Origin of the sequence: Streptomyces sp. NPDC001985 (assembly GCF_040296845.1) — a bacterium.
Taxonomy (GTDB): domain Bacteria; phylum Actinomycetota; class Actinomycetes; order Streptomycetales; family Streptomycetaceae; genus Streptomyces.
Genome location: NZ_JBEOYB010000005.1, coordinates 138,985 through 160,514, shown reverse-complemented (window position 1 = coordinate 160,514; position 21,530 = coordinate 138,985). Strand labels below are relative to the sequence as shown.

General features: G+C 72.0%; 15 protein-coding genes and 1 tRNA gene. 6 read left to right on the top strand and 10 right to left on the bottom strand.

The features are described 5' to 3' along the window. Nucleotides 1-137 precede the first annotated feature (137 nt). The 4 genes from ABT122_RS03830 to ABT122_RS03815 are packed head-to-tail and all read left to right on the top strand — an operon-like array spanning nt 138 to nt 4,510. A complete protein-coding gene (locus ABT122_RS03830) occupies nt 138-1,070 on the top strand; it encodes a branched-chain amino acid ABC transporter permease (RefSeq protein ID WP_351544812.1) in 933 nt (310 codons plus the stop codon). Between the two features lie 5 nt (nt 1,071-1,075). After that, the gene (locus ABT122_RS03825) at nt 1,076-2,842 is read left to right on the top strand and encodes a branched-chain amino acid ABC transporter permease (protein ID WP_351544809.1); all 1,767 of its coding nucleotides are present in this window, start codon (nt 1,076-1,078) and stop codon (nt 2,840-2,842) included. A gap of 4 nt (nt 2,843-2,846) precedes the next feature. Further along, on the top strand, nt 2,847-3,797 hold the full coding sequence (locus ABT122_RS03820) for an ABC transporter ATP-binding protein (RefSeq protein WP_351544806.1): 951 nt from the start codon (nt 2,847-2,849) through the stop codon (nt 3,795-3,797). Further along, nucleotides 3,794-4,510, top strand: coding sequence for an ABC transporter ATP-binding protein (locus tag ABT122_RS03815; protein ID WP_351544803.1), 717 nt, complete (start codon nt 3,794-3,796; stop codon nt 4,508-4,510). Before ABT122_RS03820 ends, ABT122_RS03815 begins: the two co-directional genes overlap by 4 nt. A gap of 81 nt (nt 4,511-4,591) precedes the next feature. Here ABT122_RS03815 and ABT122_RS03810 read toward each other — a convergent pair whose 3' ends face one another. Beyond that, on the bottom strand, nt 4,592-5,266 hold the full coding sequence (locus tag ABT122_RS03810; RefSeq protein ID WP_351544842.1) for an ANTAR domain-containing response regulator: 675 nt from the start codon (nt 5,264-5,266) through the stop codon (nt 4,592-4,594). A 99-nt stretch (nt 5,267-5,365) separates the two neighbouring features. Between ABT122_RS03810 and ABT122_RS03805 the strand changes: the two genes are divergently transcribed. Next, nucleotides 5,366-5,438, top strand: a tRNA-Leu gene (locus tag ABT122_RS03805). Nucleotides 5,439-5,534: 96 nt separating this feature from the next. On the opposite strand, the gene pyk is transcribed toward ABT122_RS03805, so the two are convergent. The 7 genes from pyk to ABT122_RS03770 all read right to left on the bottom strand — a co-directional run bounded on the left by pyk (nt 5,535) and on the right by ABT122_RS03770 (nt 15,270). Continuing rightward, nucleotides 5,535-6,968: a pyruvate kinase gene (pyk, locus tag ABT122_RS03800; protein WP_351544800.1), complete on the bottom strand. Its 1,434-nt coding sequence runs from the start codon at nt 6,966-6,968 to the stop codon at nt 5,535-5,537. Between the two features lie 136 nt (nt 6,969-7,104). Then, complete coding sequence (locus ABT122_RS03795; RefSeq protein ID WP_351544797.1) at nt 7,105-7,815, bottom strand: SIMPL domain-containing protein; 711 nt, start codon at nt 7,813-7,815, stop codon at nt 7,105-7,107. An 81-nt stretch (nt 7,816-7,896) separates the two neighbouring features. Beyond that, nucleotides 7,897-9,309 carry a lysine N(6)-hydroxylase/L-ornithine N(5)-oxygenase family protein gene (locus ABT122_RS03790; protein WP_351544794.1) on the bottom strand — a complete coding sequence of 471 codons (1,413 nt, stop codon included), beginning with the start codon at nt 9,307-9,309 and terminating at the stop codon, nt 7,897-7,899. Next, complete coding sequence (locus ABT122_RS03785; protein ID WP_351544791.1) at nt 9,269-10,675, bottom strand: pyridoxal phosphate-dependent decarboxylase family protein; 1,407 nt, start codon at nt 10,673-10,675, stop codon at nt 9,269-9,271. The genes ABT122_RS03790 and ABT122_RS03785 overlap by 41 nt, the downstream gene beginning before the upstream one ends. Nucleotides 10,676-11,425: 750 nt before the next feature. Then, nucleotides 11,426-13,957 carry an aminopeptidase N gene (gene pepN / locus ABT122_RS03780; protein ID WP_351544788.1) on the bottom strand — a complete coding sequence of 844 codons (2,532 nt, stop codon included), beginning with the start codon at nt 13,955-13,957 and terminating at the stop codon, nt 11,426-11,428. Between the two features lie 81 nt (nt 13,958-14,038). Beyond that, complete coding sequence (locus ABT122_RS03775) at nt 14,039-14,374, bottom strand: chorismate mutase (RefSeq protein ID WP_351544786.1); 336 nt, start codon at nt 14,372-14,374, stop codon at nt 14,039-14,041. An 11-nt stretch (nt 14,375-14,385) separates the two neighbouring features. Next, entirely contained in the window at nt 14,386-15,270 is an 885-nt protein-coding gene (locus ABT122_RS03770) for a helix-turn-helix domain-containing protein (protein WP_351544783.1), read from the bottom strand. Nucleotides 15,271-15,371: 101 nt separating this feature from the next. On the opposite strand from ABT122_RS03770, the gene ABT122_RS03765 reads away from it, so the two are divergent. Further along, on the top strand, nt 15,372-17,243 hold the full coding sequence (locus tag ABT122_RS03765; RefSeq protein ID WP_351544780.1) for a glycoside hydrolase family 35 protein: 1,872 nt from the start codon (nt 15,372-15,374) through the stop codon (nt 17,241-17,243). 255 nt (nt 17,244-17,498) lie between these two features. On the opposite strand, the gene ABT122_RS03760 is transcribed toward ABT122_RS03765, so the two are convergent. Together ABT122_RS03760 and ABT122_RS03755 are read right to left on the bottom strand one after the other, a co-directional pair. After that, nucleotides 17,499-20,561, bottom strand: coding sequence for an endo-alpha-N-acetylgalactosaminidase family protein (locus ABT122_RS03760; protein ID WP_351544777.1), 3,063 nt, complete (start codon nt 20,559-20,561; stop codon nt 17,499-17,501). 152 nt (nt 20,562-20,713) lie between these two features. Next, on the bottom strand, nt 20,714-21,469 hold the full coding sequence (locus ABT122_RS03755) for a serine protease (RefSeq protein ID WP_451068224.1): 756 nt from the start codon (nt 21,467-21,469) through the stop codon (nt 20,714-20,716). Nucleotides 21,470-21,530 lie beyond the last annotated feature (61 nt).

Here is a 21,530-nt window from a genome sequence, read left to right as displayed (position 1 = left end):
TATTTAGTTATATCGGCTGTACGTGTTTGTCTTTCCGGGCGCACACTTTAACCTCATCACCCTCCCCGCGCGGGGGGCGCCCCAACCCCCCCCCCCCCCGCGTCGTCATATCCGACACGCTCATCGGAGGCTCTGCGGTGAACGAACTGCCGCAACAGCTGGCGAACGGCCTTGCCCTGGGTGCCCTCTACGGTCTCATCGCCATCGGGTACACCATGGTCTACGGCATCGTCCAGCTCATCAACTTCGCCCACGGCGAGATATTCATGATCGGGGGCTTCGGCGCCCTCACCGTCTACATCTGGCTCCCCAGCGGAGTATCGCTCCTGGTGGCGATACCTCTGATGATCGCGGGCGGGGCCCTTGCCTCCGTGGCCGTCGCCACCGCGGCGGAACGATTCGCCTATCGGCCCCTGCGCGGCGCCCCCCGGCTCGCCCCGCTGATCACGGCGATCGGTCTCTCCATCGCCCTCCAGCAGCTGGTCTGGGGCTTCTACCCCGACGCCAAGAAGGCCAGGAGCTTCCCGCAGTTCACCGGTGAGTCCTTCCACATCACCGATCACCTCACCATCCAGCGCGCCGACGCCTTCGTCTTCGTCCTCGCCCCGCTCTGCATGCTCGCCCTCGGCTTCTTCGTCTCCCGCAGCCGCAGCGGACGGGCCATGCAGGCCACCGCCCAGGACCCGGACACCGCGAAGCTGATGGGCATCAACACCGACCGGATCATTGTGATGGCCTTCGCCATCGGCGCCGCCTTCGCGGCGGTCGCGGCGGTCGCCTACGGGCTGGACAAGGGGCAGATCAACTTCGAGATGGGGTTCATCCTCGGGCTCAAGGCCTTCACCGCCGCGGTCCTCGGGGGCATCGGCAACATCTACGGCGCCATGGTCGGCGGGGTCGTGCTGGGGCTCGCCGAGTCGCTGTCGATCGCGTACATCGAAGAGATCCCCGGAATGCAGCAGCTCGGCGGTGGCGCCTGGTCCAACGTCTGGGCGTTTGTCCTTCTCATCGTCGTGCTCCTGGTCAGGCCGCAGGGCCTGCTCGGTGAGCGCGTCGCGGATCGGGCGTGAGAGCGATGACCAAAGACACCGAAGCCACCAAGAACACGGGCGCCGGCACGGGCCGGCACACCGACGGGAAGAACACCGGAGCGTCCGCCGCCCGCGCCGCCACGCTGCACAGGATCATCGCCGCCGGAGGGCTCGCCACCATCGCGAGCACCTTCCTGGCCTGGACCTACACCTCCGAGTTCCCCGGGGATCTCACCGTCTACGGCTACCCGGGCGGCCTTCAGGTCCTGACCCTGGCGGCCGGGGTGCTCGTCACCCTCTACGCGCTGGCCGCACTGGGTGTGAAGGGGCTCCGCCGAATCGCCCCCACCGGCACCTCGCAGGCGCTGCGGATGGCCGCGCTCGGCGCGTTCGGCACCACCTGGTTCACGGTCGTCGCCATCGCCGTGCAGCTGGGCGGGGTGGTCAACCTCGAACCCGGCGGCTTCGTCGCCGCCGTCGCCTCGGCGGTCCCCCTGGTCGCCCTGGGACTGCCCGACGACACCCGCAAGGCCGCCCGCCCCAAGGAGCGTTCCTCCTGGGCCGAGATCCTGATCATCGTCGCGGTCTTCGGCATCGGGCTCTATGTGGTGACCTACGGCATCGACACCGAGGACCCGGAGCTGTTCACCGGCTACCTCGTCACCGTGGGCTTCGCCGTCGCCGCGCTCATCAAGGCCGGGGTCGTCGCCCGGGTGTCGGCGCTCACCGCGAAGTACCGCCAGGTGACGATGATCGCGGCCTTCACCGCCGCCGCGGTCTTCCCGTTCACCCAGAACACCGACATGTACACCCTGATCGCGGTCAACATCCTGATCTTCGCGACGGTCGCGCTGGGCCTGAACATCGTCGTCGGCCTGGCCGGTCTGCTCGACCTCGGCTATGTCGCCTTCCTGGGTGTGGGCGCGTACACGGCGGCGCTGGTCTCCGGTTCGACGGCGTCGGCGTTCGATGTGCAGTTCCCCTTCTGGGCCTCGGTCCTCACCGGCGCGGTCGCCTCACTCGTCTTCGGCGTGGTCATCGGCGCCCCGACGCTGCGGCTGCGCGGCGACTATCTCGCCATCGTCACCCTCGGGTTCGGCGAGATCTTCCGGATCGCGATGGGCAATCTCGACGGGGTCTCGGGACCGAAGATCACCAATGGTCCCAACGGTATTCCCAACATCCCGGACCTGGAGTTCTTCGGGTACAACTTCGGGGAGTCCCACAACGTCCTCGGCCGTGAACTGGGCGCCTACGGGAACTACTATCTGCTGATGCTGCTGGCGATGGTGCTGGTCGTCATCGTCTTCAGCCGCGCGGGCAGCTCCCGGATCGGCCGTGCCTGGGTCGCCATCCGCGAGGACGAGACCGCCGCGACCGCGATGGGCATCAACGGCTTCCGGGTCAAGCTGATCGCCTTCGCCCTCGGCGCCACCCTGGCGGGCCTCGCCGGCACCGTGCAGGCGCATGTGCAGCACACCGTCGTACCGGAGATGTACCAGTTCGCCGGGCCGGTGCCGCCCAACTCGGCCTTCCTGCTGGCGGCGGTGATCCTCGGCGGCATGGGCACGGTCAGCGGCCCGCTGCTCGGGGCGACGCTGCTGTACATGATCCCGGCGAAGCTCCAGTTCCTCCAGGACTACCAGCTCCTCGGCTTCGGCATCGCGCTGATCCTGCTGATGCGGTTCCGCCCCGAGGGCCTGATCGCCAACCGCCGGGCGCAGCTGGAGTACCACGAGACCGATCAGCTCGACGTACCGAACAAGGGCCTGCCCGGCTCCGGCGTCGGCATCACCAAGGCGGGGGCGTGACGCCATGACGACCACCACCACCGATGGACCCTCGGTGCCCGTGCTGGAGGCCGGCGGGGTCACCATGGAGTTCGGCGGGCTCGTCGCCGTCCGCTCGGTCGATCTGACGGTCGGGGCGGGCGAGATCGTCGGTCTCATCGGCCCCAACGGCGCGGGCAAGACCACCTTCTTCAACTGCCTCACGGGCCTGTACGTCCCCACGCGCGGCAAGGTCGTCTACAAGGGAGCCGTACTGCCGCCCAAGCCCCATCTGGTCACCAAGGCCGGAGTGGCGAGGACTTTCCAGAACATCCGGCTCTTCGCCAATATGACGGTGCTGGAGAATGTGCTGGTCGGCCGGCACACCCGGACGAAGGAAGGGCTCTGGTCGGCGCTGCTGCGCGGGCCCGGGTTCAAGCGGGCCGAGGCGGCGTCCCATGAACGCGCCATGGAGCTGCTGGAGTTCACGGGTCTGGCGCACAAGGCCGACCACCTCGCCCGCAATCTCCCCTACGGCGAGCAGCGCAAGCTGGAGATCGCCCGGGCGCTGGCGAGCGATCCCGGTCTGCTGCTGCTCGACGAGCCGACCGCCGGGATGAATCCGCAGGAGACCCGGGCGGCGGAGGAGCTGATCTTCGCCATCCGGGACCAGGGCATCGCGATCCTGGTGATCGAGCACGATATGCGCTTCATCTTCAACCTCTGCGACCGGGTGGCCTGCCTCGTCCAGGGCGAGAAGCTGGTGGAGGGCACCCCGGAGACGGTCCAGGGGGACGAGCGGGTCGTGGCCGCCTATCTCGGCACCCCCTTCGAGGGCGCGCCGGGCGCGGCGGAGGTCGCCGAGGTCGAGGCGGCCGAGGCGCACGCGGCGACCGGTCCGGGACGGGAGCAGAGCCCCCGTGCGGGCGGGGACCAGGGCGCCGGTACGGGAACAGAGCACGGCGCCGGCACCGGTGCAGAGGAGGAAGCCCAGTGACCGCACTGCTCCAGGTGGAGGACCTCCGGGTCGCCTACGGCAAGATCGAGGCCGTGAAGGGGATCTCCTTCAGCGTCGAGGCCGGCCAGATCGTGACCCTGATCGGCACCAACGGCGCGGGCAAGACCACCACTCTGCGCACCCTGTCCGGGCTGCTGAAGCCCTCCGGGGGGCGGATCGTCTTCGACGGGAAGCCGCTCGCCTCCGTCCCCGCCCATAAGATCGTGGCGCTGGGGCTCGCCCACTCGCCCGAGGGACGGCACATCTTCCCCCGGCTGACGATCGCGGAGAACCTCAAGCTCGGGGCGTTCCTCCGGTCCGACAAGGCGGGCATCGAGAAGGACATCCAGGGCGCCTACGACCTCTTCCCGATCCTGGGCGAGCGCAGCAAGCAGGCGGCGGGCACCCTCTCCGGCGGTGAGCAGCAGATGCTCGCGATGGGGCGGGCGCTGATGTCCCGGCCGAAGCTGCTGATGCTGGACGAGCCCTCCATGGGGCTCTCCCCGATCATGATGCAGAAGATCATGTCCACCATCGGCGAGCTGAAGTCCCAGGGCACCACCATCCTGCTGGTGGAGCAGAACGCGCAGGCCGCGCTCTCGCTCGCCGATCAGGGGCATGTGATGGAGGTCGGGAACATCGTGCTTTCCGGCACGGGCCGGGATCTGCTGGTGGACGAGTCGGTCCGCAAGGCGTATCTCGGCGAGGACTGACCGGTACGCGGACGCGTGTACGGCACGACCGGGCCCGCACCCCTCCAGGGGGTGCGGGCCCGGTCGTGCGGTACGCGGGGTCTACTGGCCCTTGGCCGCCTTCTTCTCCTCGGCGTCCTGGATGACCGCCTCGGCGACCTGCTGCATCGACAGCCGGCGGTCCATCGAGGTCTTCTGAATCCAGCGGAACGCGGCCGGCTCGGTCAGGCCGTACTCCGTCTGGAGAACGGACTTGGCGCGGTCCACCAGCTTGCGGGTCTCCAGCCGCTGGGAGAGGTCGGCGACCTCCTTCTCCAGCGCCTTCAGCTCGGTGAAGCGGGAGACGGCCATCTCGATGGCGGGCACCACATCGCTCTTGCTGAAGGGCTTGACCAGATACGCCATCGCCCCGGCGTCCCTGGCCCGCTCGACCAGATCGCGCTGGGAGAACGCGGTCAGCATCAGCACCGGCGCGATGGACTCCTCGGCGATCTTCTCGGCGGCGGAGATGCCGTCCAGGACCGGCATCTTCACATCGAGGATGACCAGATCGGGGCGGTGCTCACGGGCCAGTTCGACGGCCCGCCGGCCGTCCCCGGCCTCTCCGACCACCGCGTATCCCTCCTCCTCCAGCATCTCCTTGAGATCGAGCCGGATGAGGGCCTCGTCCTCCGCGATCACCACACGGGTCGTCAGCGGGGGAATGTGCGACGTGTCCTCGTCGGCGGGCGACGGCTCGTCGCCGGAGGCGGGCTGGGGCGAGTCGGGGGCGATCACGGGGCTCCTCATTCCAAGGCAGGGTGCTCCCCATGAGACTACCCAGCTCCTGTATGGTTGGGGCACGAAGGGTGCCCGCCATCCTTCTTTTCCAAGGGCACCCCGGTAGCCCAGCGGTAGAGGCAGTGGTCTCAAACACCATCCAGCGTGGGTTCGAATCCCACCCGGGGTACTTTACCTGCAATTCCAAGGTCACCACCGAGGCCCCTCTTCCGAGGGGCCTCCCCGCGTTGGCGGGCCGTTCACACCGAGGGATCACACCGAGGAATCACACCGAGGGATCGCCCTCGCCGATGTGGTGGACCCGGACCAGATTCGTGGAGCCCGCGACTCCGGGCGGCGAACCCGCGGTGATCACCACGGTGTCCCCCCGCTCGCAGCGGCCGATCTTCAGCAGCTCCTCGTCCACCTGCGCGACCATGGCGTCCGTGGACTCCACATGGGGGCCGAGGAAGGTCTCCACCCCCCAGGTCAGGGTGAGCCGGGAGCGGGTCGCCGGGTCGGGGGTGAAGGCCAGCAGCGGAATCGGGGAACGGTAGCGGGAGAGCCGCTGGACGGTGTCCCCGGACTGCGTGAAGGCCACCAGGATCTTCGCCCCCAGGAAGTCGCCCATCTCCGCCGCCGCGCGGGCCACCGCGCCGCCCTGGGTGCGCGGCTTGTTGTGCTCGGTCAGCGGCGGCAGCCCCTTGGCGAGCACATCCTCCTCCGCCGCTTCCACGATCCGGCCCATCGTCCGGACCGTCTCCACGGGGTACTTGCCCACGCTGGTCTCGCCGGAGAGCATCACCGCGTCGGTGCCGTCGAGGACGGCGTTGGCCACATCGGACGCCTCGGCGCGGGTCGGCCGGGAATTCTCGATCATCGAGTCGAGCATCTGCGTGGCGACGATGACCGGTTTGGCATTGCGCCGGGCGAGTTTCACCGCTCGTTTCTGGACGATCGGCACCTGCTCCAGCGGCATTTCGACACCGAGATCACCCCGGGCCACCATAATGCCGTCGAAAGCGGCCACGATGTCGTCGATGTTCTCGACCGCCTGCGGTTTCTCGACCTTGGCGATGACCGGGACCCGGCGGCCCTCCTCGTCCATGATCCGGTGCACATCGACGATGTCCCGGCCGCTGCGGACGAAGGAGAGGGCGACGATGTCCGCGCCGATCCGCAGCGCCCAGCGCAGATCCTCGACATCCTTCTCCGAGAGCGCGGGGACGGAGACCGCGACCCCGGGGAGGTTCAGCCCCTTGTGGTCGGAGACCATCCCGCCCTCGATCACGGTGGTCCGCACCCGGGGGCCGTCCACGCCCGTGACCTCCAGGGTGACCTTGCCGTCGTCCACCAGAATGCGCTCACCTGCGGTGACGTCCTCGGCCAGGCCCGGGTAGGTGGTGCCGCAGAGAGAGCGGTCGCCCTCGGCCGGCTCGACCGTGATGGTGAACTCGTCGCCGCGTTCGAGAAGTACGGGACCCTCGCGGAAGCGCCCGAGCCTGATCTTCGGCCCCTGAAGGTCCGCGAGCACCCCGACACTGCGGCCCGTCTCGTCCGACGCCTTGCGGACGCGGTGGTAGCGCTCCTCGTGGTCCGCGTGCGAACCATGGCTGAGGTTGAAGCGGGCCACGTCCATTCCGGCCTCGACCAGTGCCTTGATCTGGTCGTACGAGTCGGTGGCTGGGCCCAGGGTACAGACGATTTTCGCTCGGCGCATGGTCCGACACTATGCCTTACCGACCGGTAGAGAATTGGCCGCACATGACTACTCAACAACCGTTGCGTGAAAGGTTATTGACAAGTGTTGAATTGTGCGCAGGGTCGCTCTGATGAGCAATTCCACCGGGGGGCGGTCACAGCTTCGGCGGGGTCATCGTGAAGCGCGCGGTGACCTGCGCGTGGACCGTCTGGCGCTGCGGTTCGAGATCGAGGGCGGGCGCGGACTCCAGGGACTCGCCCCCCGCGAAGGCCGCCATCCGCGGCACGCCCCCGCCCGGCCTGCCGTACGGCTCCGGGCTCTCCGCCCCCAGATCGGCCAGCTCCACCAGGGCGGCCAGACCGGCGCCCAGCGCGCCGGCGTACTCACGGGCGCGCTGCACCGCCTCGCGCACCGCCGTGCGGCGGGCCTCGCCGTGCGCGGGCGAATCGGGGCGCAGCGCCCACCAGGGGCCGTCCACCTGGGTCAGCTCCAGATCCGCGAGCCGGGTGGTCAGTTCGCCGAGTGCGGTGAAGTCGCCCAGTTCGGCGGTGAGATGGACACTGCCGTGGTACGCCCGCACCCGCTCGCCGCGCCCGTGCCGGGCCAGCTGGGGGCTGATGGAGAACGCCCCGGTCTCCAGCTTCTCCACCGCGTCCCCATAGGACTTGATCAGCTCCAGCACGGCGGCGTTGCGGCGGGTGAGATCGTCGAGCGCGCCCCGCCGGTCGACACCCCGGGCGCTGACGACGACCCCGATCCTGGCGATCTCCGGGTCCACCTCCAGCCGGGCCTCGCCGATCACGGCGACCCTGGGGGTCTCGGGGGTGCCGTAGGGGGCGGCGGGGGCGGGTGCGTCGGCGGTCACGGAGGGCTCCCTCGTACGGAACGGGTGCGGCCGGACCGGCCGCGTACCGTCCACTCTCGCATCCGGGCGGCGGTGATGTTCCTAGACTCCGGGGGCGAGACGGGTCAGGGGGGTGGACTGGCTCGGCACGGTGGCCGGGGGGCGGCGGTCGACGCCGAAGCTGGTGAAGGCGGTACGGCGCGGCATCGGATACGGCTCCTTGCCGGTGAGCGAGTTGAGGATGGAGGCGCTGCGCCAGGCGGCGAGCCCCAGATCGGGGGCGCCGATGCCGTGGGTGTGCGTCTCGGCGTTCTGCACATAGACCGAGCCGGCCACCGAGGCGTCGAGGAGCAGCCGGAACTCGCTGTCGATCCGGGGGCGGCCGGAGGAGTCCCGGCGCATGTACGGATCGAGTCCGGCGAGCATCGGGCCGGGCGGGCGCTCGCGGTAGCCGGTGGCGAGGACGACGGCCTCGGTGGCGAGGCAGGTGCGGATCGACTGCTGGCGGTGCTCCAGATGGAGCTCGATCCGGGTGGTGGCGATCCGGCCGGCGGTGCGCACGGCGACCCCGGGGGTGAGGACGGCGTCCGGCCAGCCGCCGTCCAGGGTGCGGCGGTACAGCTCGTCGTGGATGGCGGCGATGGTGCGGGCGTCGATGCCCTTGTGGAGCTGCCACTGCCGGGGGATGAGCCGGTCGCGGGTCTGCTCGGGCAGGGCGTGGAAGTAGCGGGTGTAGTCGGGGGTGAAGTGCTCCAGGCCGAGCTTGGAGTACTCCATCGGGGCGAAGGACTCGGTCCGGGCGAGCCAGTGGATGCGCTCGGCCCCGGCGGGGCGCTGCCGGAGCAGATCGAGGAAGATCTCGGCCCCCGACTGGCCCGAGCCGATGACCGTGACATGGCCGGCGGCGAGCAGTTGGGCGCGGTGCGCGAGGTAGTCGCCGGAGTGGATGACCGGGACGCCGGGGGCGTCGGCGAGCGGGCGGAGCGCCTCGGGGATGTACGGCTCGGTGCCCACGCCGAGGACGATGTTGCGGGCGTGGGTGCGGCCGATGGTGTCGTCGCCGCCGTCCGCCGCGAGGTGGGTGAAGTCGACCGTGAAGAGTTCGCGTTCCGGGTTCCAGTGGACCGCGTCGACCCGGTGGCCGAAGTGGATGCCGGGAAGGCTGTCGCTGACCCAGCGGCAGTAGGCGTCGTACTCGGCGCGGTGGATGTGGAAGTTCTGGGCGAAGTAGAAGGGGAAGAGGCGCTCGCGTCCGCGCAGATAGCGCAGAAAGCTCCAGGGGCTCGCCGGGTCGGCGAGGGTCACCAGGTCGGCGAGGAAGGGGACCTGGAGGGTGGCGCCGTCGATCAGCAGTCCCGGGTGCCAGCTGAAGCGGGGGCGCTGTTCGAGGAAGGCGGTGGCGAGGCCGCCGGGGACGCCGTGGGCGAGGGCCGCCAGGGAGAGGTTGAAGGGGCCGAGGCCCACTCCCACGAGGTCATGGGGCTGGTCGGGTTCGGCGGGGGGCATGGCGGTCATCGGGGGTGCTGCCTTCCACGAGTTCGATCAGGCGGTCCAGGTCGCCGGGGGTGGCGTGGGGGTTGAGGAGGGTCGCCTTGAGCCACAGCCGGCCGTCGGCGCGGGCCCGGCCGAGGACGGCGCTGCCGGTGGTGAGCAGGTGCCGGCGGATTCCGGCGATCTGTGCGTCGTCCGCGCCGGTGGGGCGGAAGAGGACGGTGGTGAGGGCCGGGGGTTCGAAGAGCTCCAGCCGGGGGTGGGCGTCGACCAGCGCGGCGAACCGGCGGGCGTGGTCCATCACGGTGTCGATCAGTCGGGCGAGGCCGCTCCGGCCGAGGGCGCGGAGGGTGACGGCGACCTTGAGGATGTCGGCGCGGCGGGTGGTGCGCAGGGAGCGGCCGAGGAGATCGGGGAGGCCGGCCTCGGTGTCGTCGCCGGGGTTGAGGTAGTCGGCGGTGAGGGCGAGCGGGGCGAGGAGGGCGCCGTCGGGGACGGCGAACAGCCCGGCGGGGACGGGCTGCCAGCCGAGCTTGTGCAGATCGAGCGTGACGGAGTGGGCGCGGTCCAGGCCGGTGAGGAGTGGGCGGTGGCGGGGGCTGAGGAGGAGCCCGCCGCCGTAGGCGGCGTCGATGTGGAGTTCGGCGCGGTGGCGGGCGCAGCGGTCGGCGATCTCCGGGAGCGGGTCGATGCGGCCGGTGTCGGTGGAGCCCGCGGTGGCGACGACCAGACAGGGGCCGGGGAGACGGGCCAGGGTGTCGTCGAGGGCGGCGGGGTCGAGGCCGCGGGCGTCGGGGACGGTGAGGGGCTCGGGCAGTCCGAGGAGCCAGGCGGCACGGCGTACGGAGTGGTGGGCGCCGGAGCCGCAGACGACCCGGACGGCGCCGTGCCGCTCCCGGGCGAGGAGCAGGGCGAGCTGGTTGGACTCGGTGCCGCCGGTGGTGACCAGGGCGTCCGGGGCGGGTGCCGCCGGGAAGACCTCGGCGGCGAGGGCGGCGGTGACGAGCCGCTCCAGGGCGGAGGCGGCGGGGGCCTGGTCCCAGGAGTCCAGGGAGGGGTTGAGCGCGGAGACGGCGAGGTCGGCGGCGGCGGCGAGGGCGAGGGGCGGGGTGTGGAGGTGGGCGGCGCAGAGGGGGTGGGCGGGGTCGCAGGCGCCGAGGGCGAGGGTGTGGACGAGGCGGTGGAGGGCCTCGGCGGGGCCGGTGCCGTGTTCGGGGAGGACGGGGGTGGCGGCGGCGAGGACCCGGGCGGCGGTCTCGGCGGGGCCGCCCCGGGGGAGGGGGCCGGCGCGCTCGGTGGCGCCGTCGCGGAGGGCGTGGAGGACGGTGCGGAGGAGGGGGTGGAGGGCGTCGGGTCCGGGGGGGCCTCCGGCGAGGGGGGTGGGGGGCATGCGAGGTCCTTCACCTCCGGTGGGGTCGCCGGGTTCAACGAGGAGCCCCCCTCTTTGGGTGCGGCCCCGCCCCTCGCCCCCGTGCGGTGCGGGACCCCGCGCCCCGGTCGACCCGGAGCAACCCCGGCCCGCCCAGCGGACCCGGCCCGCCCGCTGCCACCCGGTCCGTCCGGCACACCCGGTCCGTCCGACAAACCCAGCCCGTCTGGGGGCACCTCCCAGAGGCAGCTCTGGGGGAGTTTGAGGACGGACCCTGGTCCACAGGTTCCCGCATGCTGCGGGCCACGGTCGGGGGCCAGCCCCCGAACCCCCGCTCCTCAATCGCCGGAGGGGCTGGTTCTTGTGCCTCGGCCCGCCGGCGAAGGTGAGGTGGTGCTGCCCAGCTCGCCGGAGGGGCTGAGGTGGTGCTCCTCAGCCCGCCGGCGAAGGTGAGGTAGTGCGGCTCAGCTCGCCAGCGGGGCTGGTTCTTGTGCCTCGGCCCGCCCGCGAAGGTGAGGTGGTGCGGCTCAGCTCGCCGGCGGGGCTGGTCTTGTTCCTCAGCCCGCCGGCGAAGGTGAGGTGGTGCTCCTCAGCCCGCCGGCGAAGGTGAGGTGGTGCTGCCCAGCTCGCCGGCAGGGCTGGAATTCGGGACTCGGGGCGCCGGAAGGGCTGAGAGGGGTCGCCTCACGCGACGGACGGGCTGAGCGAGGGCTACGGGGGTTCGCCTCGCAGGGCGGATGGGCTCGGCTCGGGGGTCAGGGGGTCAGGGGGTCAGGGGGTGCGGATGGTGAGGGCTCGGCGGAGGTCGTCGAGTTGGTCGGCGAGGCGGCGGTGGAGCGCCGGGATCATCTCCGTGTCGCGCAGACACCGCTCCCCCAGGGCCAGGGTCTCCGCGTCCACCGCGTGGAGGGGGAAGGCGTGGCGCGCCGCCGCGTCCGCCAGCGCCGGGCCCCGGCGGGCCGCCAGCTCGACGGCCGCGGGGTAGAAGCGCGGGATGTACTCCCGTACCAGCTCGGCCTGCTCCGGCTGCCAGAACCCCTGGGCCGTCGCCGTGAAGAGGTAGTTGGAGAGCGTGTCCGAGCCGAACAGCAGCTCCCAGGCCGCCGCCTTCGCCTCCGGGTCGGGCAGCGCGGCGCGGCAGCGGGCCGCGCCCTCGCGGCCCGTGGCGCTGGGGTCCAGCTCCAGCTCCGCGGCGATGGCGCGCTCGTCGGTCGCGCCGAGGACGGCGAGGCGGTGGAGGATGCGCCAGCGCAGCTCCGGGTCCAGCTCGGGCCCGCCGGTCACACTGCCGTCGGAGAGCCACTCCTGGATGGTCTCGGGCTGGGCCGCGGCGGCGATGCAGTGGCGTACGGCGATCAGCCGCAGCCCGCTGTCGCTGCCGTCCTCCGTGCGGCGCATCAGCGCCCGGCAGATCTCCCGGATCGCGCGGAGGGCCGCGGGCCGCTCCTCGGCGGGCACATACCGCTCGGCGATCTGACCCGCCGCGAACCCCAGCACCCCCTGCACGACCGCGAGATCCGTCTCGCGCGGCAGATGCGCGCTCGCGGCCTCCAGATAGGCGGTGGGGGCGAGTTCGCCGTCGCGGACCATGTCACGGGCCGCGTTCCAGACGACCGCGCGGGTCAGCGGGTCGGGGATGCGGGAGAGGATGCGTACGGCGGTGGTCCAGGAGCCCTCGTCGAGGCGGATCTTGGCGTAGGTGGTGTCGTTGTCGTTGAGGACGACGAGGGCCGGCCGGCGCCCGGGCCGGCTGTCGGGGCCGGTCAGCGGGAGGTCCAGCTCGAAGCGGTCGCGCGGGACGACCCGCTCGGGGTCCACCGGGTCGACGTCGTAGGCGCCGACGGCGACGCGGTGCGGCCGGCTGCCCTCCCGCTCGACGCTCAGCTGCCAGGTGCCGCCGGACTCGGTGACCGACGGCCTCAGGGTGTCGGCGGAGGTGGTGCGCAGCCAGCTCTCCGCCCAGGTGTGCACATCGCGGTCGGTGGACTGGGCGAGGGAGTCGATGAAGTCGGCGAGGGTGGCGTTGCCGAAGCGGTGCCGGGCGAAGTGGGTGTTGATCCCGGCGAGGAAGTCCTTCTCGCCCATCCAGGTCACGAGCTGCCGCAGCGCGGAGGCGCCCTTGGCGTAGGAGATGCCGTCGAAGTTGAGCAGCGCGGCGGCGGTGTCGGGGACGGCGTCCGGGTCGGGGGCGACGGGGTGGGTGGAGGGCCGCTGGTCGGCGTCGTACCCCCAGCCCTTGCGGTTGACCGCGAAGTCCACCCAGGTGTCGGTGAAGCGGGTGGCCTCGGTGAGGATCTGGAACCCCATGTACTCGGCGAAGGACTCGTTCAGCCAGAGGTCGTCCCACCAGACCATGGTGACGAGGTCGCCGAACCACATATGGGCCATCTCGTGGGCGATGACCACGGCCCGGGTCTGCCGTTCGGTGTCGGTGACGGCCGAGCGGAAGACGAACTCGTCCCGGAAGGTGACCAGCCCGGGGTTCTCCATCGCGCCCGCGTTGAACTCGGGGACGAACGCCTGGTCGTAGGAGTCGAAGGGGTAGGGCTCCTCGAACTTCTCGTGGTAGCGGTCGTAGCACTGGCGGGTGATGTCGAGGATCTCCTCGGCGTCCGCGTCGAGGTGCTCGGCGAGGGAGCGGCGGCAGTGCAGGCCGAAGGGCAGCCCGGCGTGCTCGGTGCGCACCGAGTGCCAGGGCCCGGCGGCGACGGCGACCAGATAGGTGGAGAGCGGCGGGGTGGGGGCGCAGGTCCAGGTGCCGTCGCCGTGGTCGGTGGCGATGCCGTTGCCGAGGACGGTCCAGCCCCGCGGCGCCTTCACGGTCAGCTCGAAGACGGCCTTGAGGTCGGGCTGGTCGAACGCGGCGAAGACCCGCTGGATGTCGTCGAGGAAGAGCTGGGTGTAGACATAGACCTCACCGTCGCTGGGGTCGGTGAAGCGGTGCATCCCCTCCCCCGTGCGGGAGTAGCGCATGTCCGCCTCGACGCTCAGGGTGTGCTCGCCCGCGCTCAGCGCGGTGAGCGGGTAGCGGTTGCCCTCCAGGAGGGCGGGGTCGAGGGACTGTCCGTCCAGCGTGAGGGAGTGCAGTACGGCCGGCTTCAGCTCGACGAAGGTGTCCCCGTCCGCGCGGGCGGTGAAGTGTATGACGCTGCGGGAGCCGAAGACCTCTTCCCCGGTGGCCCCGGTGGCGGACGGATCGGGAGGAACTTCGGCCCCTGTGGTCAGATCGAGGTCGATCGTGTACCGGTGGACGTCGAGAAGCCGGGCACGGTGCTGCGCTTCGTCGCGCGTGAGTACGGACATGGGGGCCATGCTGCCTGATGAGAGCCGTCGAGCACACGGGGTGGGGGTTGCGCTCTGAGCGCACGGGCACCCGCCGGGCGCTCAGGCGTGGTAATCCGGATCGGGTGCGTCCGGATTGGCGGCGATCGTCTCATGGTGCCGGATGACCTCGGCGATGATGAAATTGAGCAGTTTCTCCGCGAATGCCGGGTCCAGCCTGGCGCTCTCGGCGAGCTGGCGCAGCCGCTCGATCTGGCGGGCCTCGCGCTCCGGGTCCGCGGGCGGCAGCTGGTGGTGTGCCTTGAGCCGGCCGACCTGCTGGGTGCACTTGAAACGCTCGGCGAGCATATGGACGACGGCGGCGTCGATGTTGTCGATGCTCCCGCGCAGCCGGTCCAGCTCCGCCCGTACGTCTGTGTCGATGTCCCTGGTGGTCATGGATGCCGAGCTTACGGGCAACGGGTGGGGATCGTCGGAGGGTGGTCGGGATGCGGGACGCGGTCGCTCCATCCGCCGGGGACGGCGCGCCCCTGCTGGCGGCGGAAGCGGATGGGCGCGGTCCCGACCCGGCGGGTGAAGAGCCGGGAGAAGTAGGCCGGGTCCTCGTAGCCCACCCTCCGGGCGACGGCGGCGACCGGCAGCTCGGTGGCGGCGAGGAGTTCCTTGGCGCGGCCGAGGCGGATGGAGAGCAGATAGTCCTTGGGGCTGCATCCCGCGCCCCGGCGCACCGCGGCGCGCAGCTCGGCCGCGGTCATCCGGTGGCGGGCGGCGTGCTCGGCGACGGAGAGCGGGAGGAAGGCGTCGCGGGCGAGCGCGGAGAGGACGGGGTCGCCGGCGGGGTTGGTGTCGGCGCGGGCCCGGCGGAGCGCGACCAGCAGCTCGTGGACGGCGGCGGCGGTCTCGACCTCCAGGAGCGGATTGCCCCGGCGGGCGGCGCGGGCTATCCGGCCGATGGCGGCGCGCGGCCCGGCCGTGTCGGAGAGCGGGACGACGGCGCGGTCGGTGTCGATGTAGCCCAGCTCGGTGTAGGTGGCGGTGGCGGGTCCGTCGAAGTCGACGAAGCTCTCGTCCCAGCCGCCGGGGTCGGGGCCGTAGTGGTGGGGCACCCCGGGGGTGATCCAGATCAGGGCGGGCGCGGTGACGCCGGTGCGCCGTCCGTCGGGGGTGCGGAACCAGCCGTGCCCGGCGCTGATGACGACGGCGACATGGTGGTCGAGGGTGCGGGGGCCGACGGTGGGGAGGGCGCCGTGCTGGAGCCCGACGCCGAGACAGACCAGGCCGAGGCGGCGGTGGACGGGTCCGGGGGTGAAATAGCGCATCCAGGTGTGGTACATCCGTTCGCTGCCCTTACTCCGTCGTCCCGCCCGAGTTGTGTCCAAACAGCGCCGATCTTTGTCCATGGACCGGTCCGCCGCCAGAGGCCGATGGTGGTGGGATGGCGGAAATCAGCAGGGACAGCGAGAGCGGCAGAGGCACGGGCAGCGGCACGGGCGGTGGGACCGGGACCGGCACCGGCACCGGCACCGGGACCGGCGGTGGCAGTGGGACCGGGACCGGGACCGGCGGTGGCGCGGACTTCCGGGTGGGTGCGTCGGACTTCCTTCTGGACGGGCGGCCGGTGCGGCTGCTGTCGGGGGCGCTGCACTACTTCCGGGTGCACGAGGGGCAGTGGGACCACCGGCTGGCGATGCTGCGCGCGATGGGCCTCAACTGCGTGGAGACCTATGTCCCCTGGAACCTCCACGAGCCCGCGCCCGGGGAGTTCTCCGACCCGGGGGCGCTCGGCCGGTTCCTGGACGCGGCCCGGCGGGCCGGGCTGTGGGCCATCGTCCGGCCGGGTCCGTACATCTGTGCCGAGTGGGAGAACGGCGGGCTGCCGCACTGGGTGACCGGCGCGCTGGGGCGCCGGGTGCGGACCGGGGACGCCGAGTACCTCGGCCATGTGGAGCGCTGGTTCCGGGCGCTGCTGCCCCAGGTGGTGGAGCGGGGGATCGACCGGGGCGGTCCGGTGCTCATGGTGCAGATCGAGAACGAGTACGGGAGCTGGGGCAGCGACCAGCGCTATCTGCGGCGGCTGGTGGAGCTGGTGCGGGAGTGCGGGGTGCGGCTGCCGCTCTTCACCTCGGACGGGCCCGAGGACCACATGCTGACCGGGGGTTCGGTGCCGGGGGCGCTGGCGACGGTGAACTTCGGCTCGGGCGCGCGGGGGGCCTTCGAGATCCTCCGCCGCCACCAGCCCGGGGGTCCGCTGATGTGCATGGAGTTCTGGTGCGGCTGGTTCGACCACTGGGGCGAGCAGCACGGGGTGCGGGACGCGCGGGACGCGGCGGGCGCGCTGCGGGAGATCCTGGAGTGCGGTGCCTCGGTGAACATCTACATGGCGCACGGCGGCACCAGCTTCGGCGGCTGGGCGGGGGCGAACCGCGCGGGGGACGTCCAGGACGGCGCGCTGGAGCCGACGGTGACCTCGTACGACTACGACGCGCCGATCGACGAGGCGGGGCGGGCGACGGAGAAGTTCTGGCAGTTCCGCGAGGTGCTGTCGGCGTACGCGGACGGCCCGCTCCCCGAGGTGCCGCCGGCCCCGCCGGTGCTGGCCGAGCCGGCGGGCATCCGGCTCACCGGGTGGGCGCCGCTGGGCACGGTGATCGACACCCTCGGCGACCCCGAGACCGGGGGCCGGGTGCCGCCCGTCTTCGAGGAGCTGGGCGTCGACCGGGGCCTGGTGCGCTACCGCGTCCGGGTGCCGGGCCCGAGGCAGCCCTATCCGCTGCGGGCGGCCGGTCTGCGGGACCGGGCGGTGGTGTACGTCGACGGGGTGCGGGCCGGGGTGCTGAGCGAGGACCACGAGACGCTGCCGGAGCCGGTGCCGGGCCCGGCCGAGGTCGAGCTGTGGGTGGAGTCGCTGGGCCGGGTGAACTACGGCCCCCGTGTCGGCGAGCCGAAGGGGATCACCGGCGGGCTGCTCCACGAGCGGCAGTATCTGCACGGCGTACGCGCTCGCGGGCTGCGGCTGGCGGCCTTCGGGACCGAGGCGGTGGCGCGGGTGCCCTTCCGGGCGCCGGAGAGCGGTGCGGCCGGTCTGTACCGGGGTTCGGTGACGGTGTACGCGCCCGGTGACACCCGGCTGAGCCTTCCCGGCTGGAACCGGGGGTTCGTCTGGGTCAACGGCTTCTGTCTGGGCCGGTACTGGTGGGTGGGGGCGCAGGAATCGCTCTTCGTGCCGGGTCCGGTGCTGCGGGAGGGCGAGAACGAGGTGTGGGTGCTGGAGCTGGAGGAGGCCGGGGCCGTGGTGTCGCTGGGGTGAGCGGGCCGTGACGGACCCCGCCCGTCCGCCGGAAGGGGGGAAGCGGCGGACGGGCGGGGCCGGGGCGGCCCGCAGGGGCGGCGGGCCGGTCCAGGGGGTCCGGTCCGGAGAGGGCCGGTCCAGGGGGTCCGGTCCGGAGAGGGCCGGTCCAGGGGGTCCGGTCCGGAGAGGCCCGGTCCGGAGAGGGCCGGTCCGGAGAGGGCCGGGGCTGGAGAGGGCCGGTCCGGAGAGGGCCGGGGCTGGAGAGGGCCGGGGCTAGAGTTCCCGGACCTCGAAGGTGTCGAGGACGAACTCCGACTTCCCGGCGTCCCCGGTCTTGCGCAGGCCCACCCAGGTCTCGCCCTCGCCGGGCGCCGTGAACTCGTACTCCCACACGGTCGGCGCGGTCGCCACCGGGATCGGTTCCCGGGACAGCTCGCGGTCGTCGGCGCCGGTGATCCAGGCGTACTGGCCCGCGTGCTCGTTCTCGTACCGGAAGCTCACCCGGTACCGCTTCCCCGGTTCGAACCGGACGGTGTGCTGGACGGTCCGGTAGACGAGGCCCTTGTTCTCGCCGCGCGACTTGAGGGACTCGGTGCCGTCGATGACATCGTCGATCGCCTTGCCGTTCCAGCCGCGCTGGGTGAAGGGGGCGTGGCGCTGGGCGATATGGGTGCGGGGGTCGGTCGCGCCGCCCGCGTCGCCCTTGACGAAGACGCCCCAGCCCTGGGGAACGTTCTCGAAGTCCTCGTAGGCGAGGGTGCCCGCCCCGCGGGCCGGTTTCGCCGGGACGACGCGTACGTTGTCGAAGCGGACCCGGGCGGTGCCCGGCCCCGCGCGCAGGGCGAGATGGACCGGGCCGCCGCCCTCCGGGACGGTGAAGTGGGTGAACATCCGCTGGAAGCGGGTGCCGTGCTTGCGGTCCGCCGCGACGAAGTTGCCCGCCGTGGAGACGTCGGTCCAGTTCACCGCCCGTACCCCGTCGGCGGTACGGATCTCCAGACTCGCCCGGCGCCGCTCCCCCGCCCGCTCCCCCACCTCGACCTGGACGGAGGCGGCGTAGGTACCGGGCCGCAGCCGGTCCAGGCGCTGGCCGGCCGAGGCCGCCGCGCCGGCCGCGATCACCAGTTCGTAGTCGCCGAGCGCGCTCAGCTCGACCGACGCGGGGCCGGTGACCCGCCAGCCGTCCAGGGAGCCGGAGTGGAAGCCGGGGTCGTGGAGCCCGGTCGCCTCGCCCCAGCCGGGGTCGCCGACGGCGCGGGCGCGGGTGCGGTGGACGACGTACGGCTGGTCGGCCTCGGCCTCGATGGTGACCCGGCCGGACCGGACCCGCAGCTCCCTCTCGTACACCCGGCCCTGGTCGGTGAGGCGGTAGAGCACCACCGTCGACGCGCCCGACCAGCCGCGCGGCAGCCGCCAGGTGCTGCTGCCGCCGGCCGGGTTGTAGTGGTAGAGCCGGGAGGGGTCGGCCGCCCGGCGCGGCTCCCAGGGGAGGAGATAGGTGCCGCCCTCGTACACCGGCCGCCCGTCGGTCTCGATCCGGCGGACGCCGCCGGTGTCGGAGACGGAGACCGCGCCGGGGCCGAAGAAGGTGATCTCGTGGTCGGTCCAGCGCTTGATGGGATGGGCCTGGAGGTACTTCGCGGGCAGCGAGTCCGTCCAGATCAGCCGGTAGAAGGTGTTCCAGTCGGTCTTGCCGACCCAGCCCTCGAAGTTCCCGGTGCGCGGGATGCCCAGCAGGGTGGGCCACTTGTCGGCGAAGACGTCCTTCTGGTGGTTGCGGATGAAGCGGATGAGCCGGGAGTTGATCCCGCGCGAGGAGTCGGGGCCGTAGTCGACCTCGGTGGCCCAGTGCGCCCAGAGCGCGGAGCGCTCCAGTCCGTGGCCCCACTCGGTGGTGATCTGCCAGCCCTGTTCGCGCAGCGCCCGCTGGAGCCGGTCCGAGGTCCAGCCGGACTCGCGGAAGACATCGATGTAGAGCATGTTCAGCGCGGGGTCGGTCTCGGCCCGCAGAGCGGCGAAGCGGCGGACGATGTCGCCGCTGATCAGATCGCGCCGCTGGTCGATGCGGTAGGACTGGTCCAGCCAGTCCCACTGCTCGTTCCTCTTGTCGACGAGGGTCTCGGAGAAGGCGTTGGCGACCGGGTAGGACTCGGTGGCGTTCACATGGACACCGAAGTCGCTGCCCCAGGCGCGGCCCTCGCGGAGCAGGGTGTTCAGGTCGGCGAGGCCGCCCGCGCGCTTGTTGTGGTTGCCCGCGTAGTCGGGGTGGGCCGAGTCGTGGCCCTCGGACTGGTAGCCCTTGAGCAGGGTGTACTGGCGCAGGCCGTCCGTCGCGAGGGAGATCCGCTTCACCTGGTCGAGGGTGGCGAGATGGGGGTTGGTGGCCTGGGAGGCGAAGTTGAAGGGGATGTGCGGGACCACCCGCAGATGCTGCTGCTCGGCGCCGAGCGGGTCGGTCATGATGTCCCGGAAGGCGATGGCCGCGTCCTGCCAGTCCACGACCCCGTCGCCGTTGCGGTCGCCGGTGATCACCACGGTGGCGTACGGGAGGGGCTCGACCGCTCCGACGGGTGAGCCGGCCGCGCGGTGGGTCCACTGCCCGGGGGCGAGCCGGGCCGTGACCAGGCCGTCCCGGACGACCGTCTGGCGCATCAGCCGGCCGTTGTCCCAGGTGGTGCCGGACGCGCTGTCGGGCTTGTCCCAGACGGTGTTGGTCTCGATCGCGCCGCCGAGCCGGTCGTGGGAGAGGACCGCGTAGGCGCAGCCGGTGGGCCCCGGCTCGGCCGGGGTGTCCGGGGCGAGCCGGATCAGGGTGTCGCCGCTGGCCGCCTTGTCCAGCTGGACGCGGGCGGCGAGCAGGGTCGCGCCCGGCTGGTCGTGGCGTACGGACAGCAGGGCGAGCGACGGGATCTGGAGGGTGCCCACGCGCAGCGCCCCGGTGTCCGCGATCCGGGTGACACGCCAGTGGACGGCGCGGCCGTCGACGCGGATCTCGACATCGATCTCGGTGGGCCCGAAGGAGAGGGTGTACGCGACCCGGTCGCGCCGGGCTCTCGCGGTGACCCTGCCGGGGGTGTGGGCGGTGGAGTCGATCAGCACGGAGGTGATCGGCTCCTCCTGCCCGTACAGCATCGCTCCGCTGTCGCGGTCGGTGTACGAGACGATGCGCGGGAAGCCGCTGTCGACGCGGACCTCCAGCTCGGGCGAGCGGAGGACGGTCTCGGCCCGGGAAGCCGCGATCGCGTCCGCCGGGGTGCCGGCGGCGACGGCCGCGCCGGCCAGGGCGGTCGCGGCCACCACGGTCCTGCGGCTGGGACCGGCATCGCTTGCGTACACGCTCGTCCTCCTCGGTGACGGGGATGTCGTACACCGACAATCTCCGCCGGGCGGGGGAGTACGCCCATGGACAAAGCGGGGGCAGGTGTTGGACTAAAGCGCCCTCGCACCCGCCCCCGCCGTCACGGCGTCACCGCGTCACCGCGGGTCCGTCAGAGGGTCGCGGCCGCGGACTTGATCTGCGCGGCGAAGTGCGAGACCTGGGTGTAGACACCGGGGTAGTTGGGGCGGGCGCAGCCCTGGCCCCAGCTCACGATGCCGACCTGGACCCAGGCGTTGGCGTTGTCCCGGCGGAACATCGGGCCGCCGGAGTCGCCCTGGCAGGTGTCGACACCGCCCTGGGGCAGACCGGCGCAGATCTCCTCGGCGGCGACCAGGCCCGGGTAGGAGCTGCGGCAGGAGGCGTCCGAGACGAACGGGACGGTGGCCTTGAGCAGGTAGCGCTGCTGGGCGCCGCCCTCACGGGCCGCTCCCCAGCCGGCGACGGTGAAGGTGCCGCTGTCGTAGGCCGTGGTCTCGGCGATGTTCAGGGTGGGCAGGTTGATCGGCGTGGCGAGCTTGATCAGGGCCCAGTCCTTGCCGGTCCCGTTGTAGCCGGGGGCCTGGAGGACCTTGGTGGAGCGGACCCGTATCGCACTGGTGCTGTTGAGGTCCACGACTCCGGCGGTGGCGGTGATGCTGGTGTTGTTGCCGGAGCCGCTCACACAGTGGGCCGCGGTCAGGACGATCTGCTGCGTGAGCAGAGAGCCGCCACAGCCCATGGAGAGCCGCACCATGAAGGGGAACTCGCCCTGCGCGGCACGGGTGCCGCCGACGACGGGCGGGGCGGCCGCGGTGGCGGCGGGGGTGTCGGCCGGGGTGGCGGCGCCGGCGGTGGCGGGGGTGACACTGACGGCGGCGGCAGCCATGGCCGCGCCGATGACAGCGAATCTCTTGAACGTGCGGATGAGCTTCAACGGCCTGCCCTTC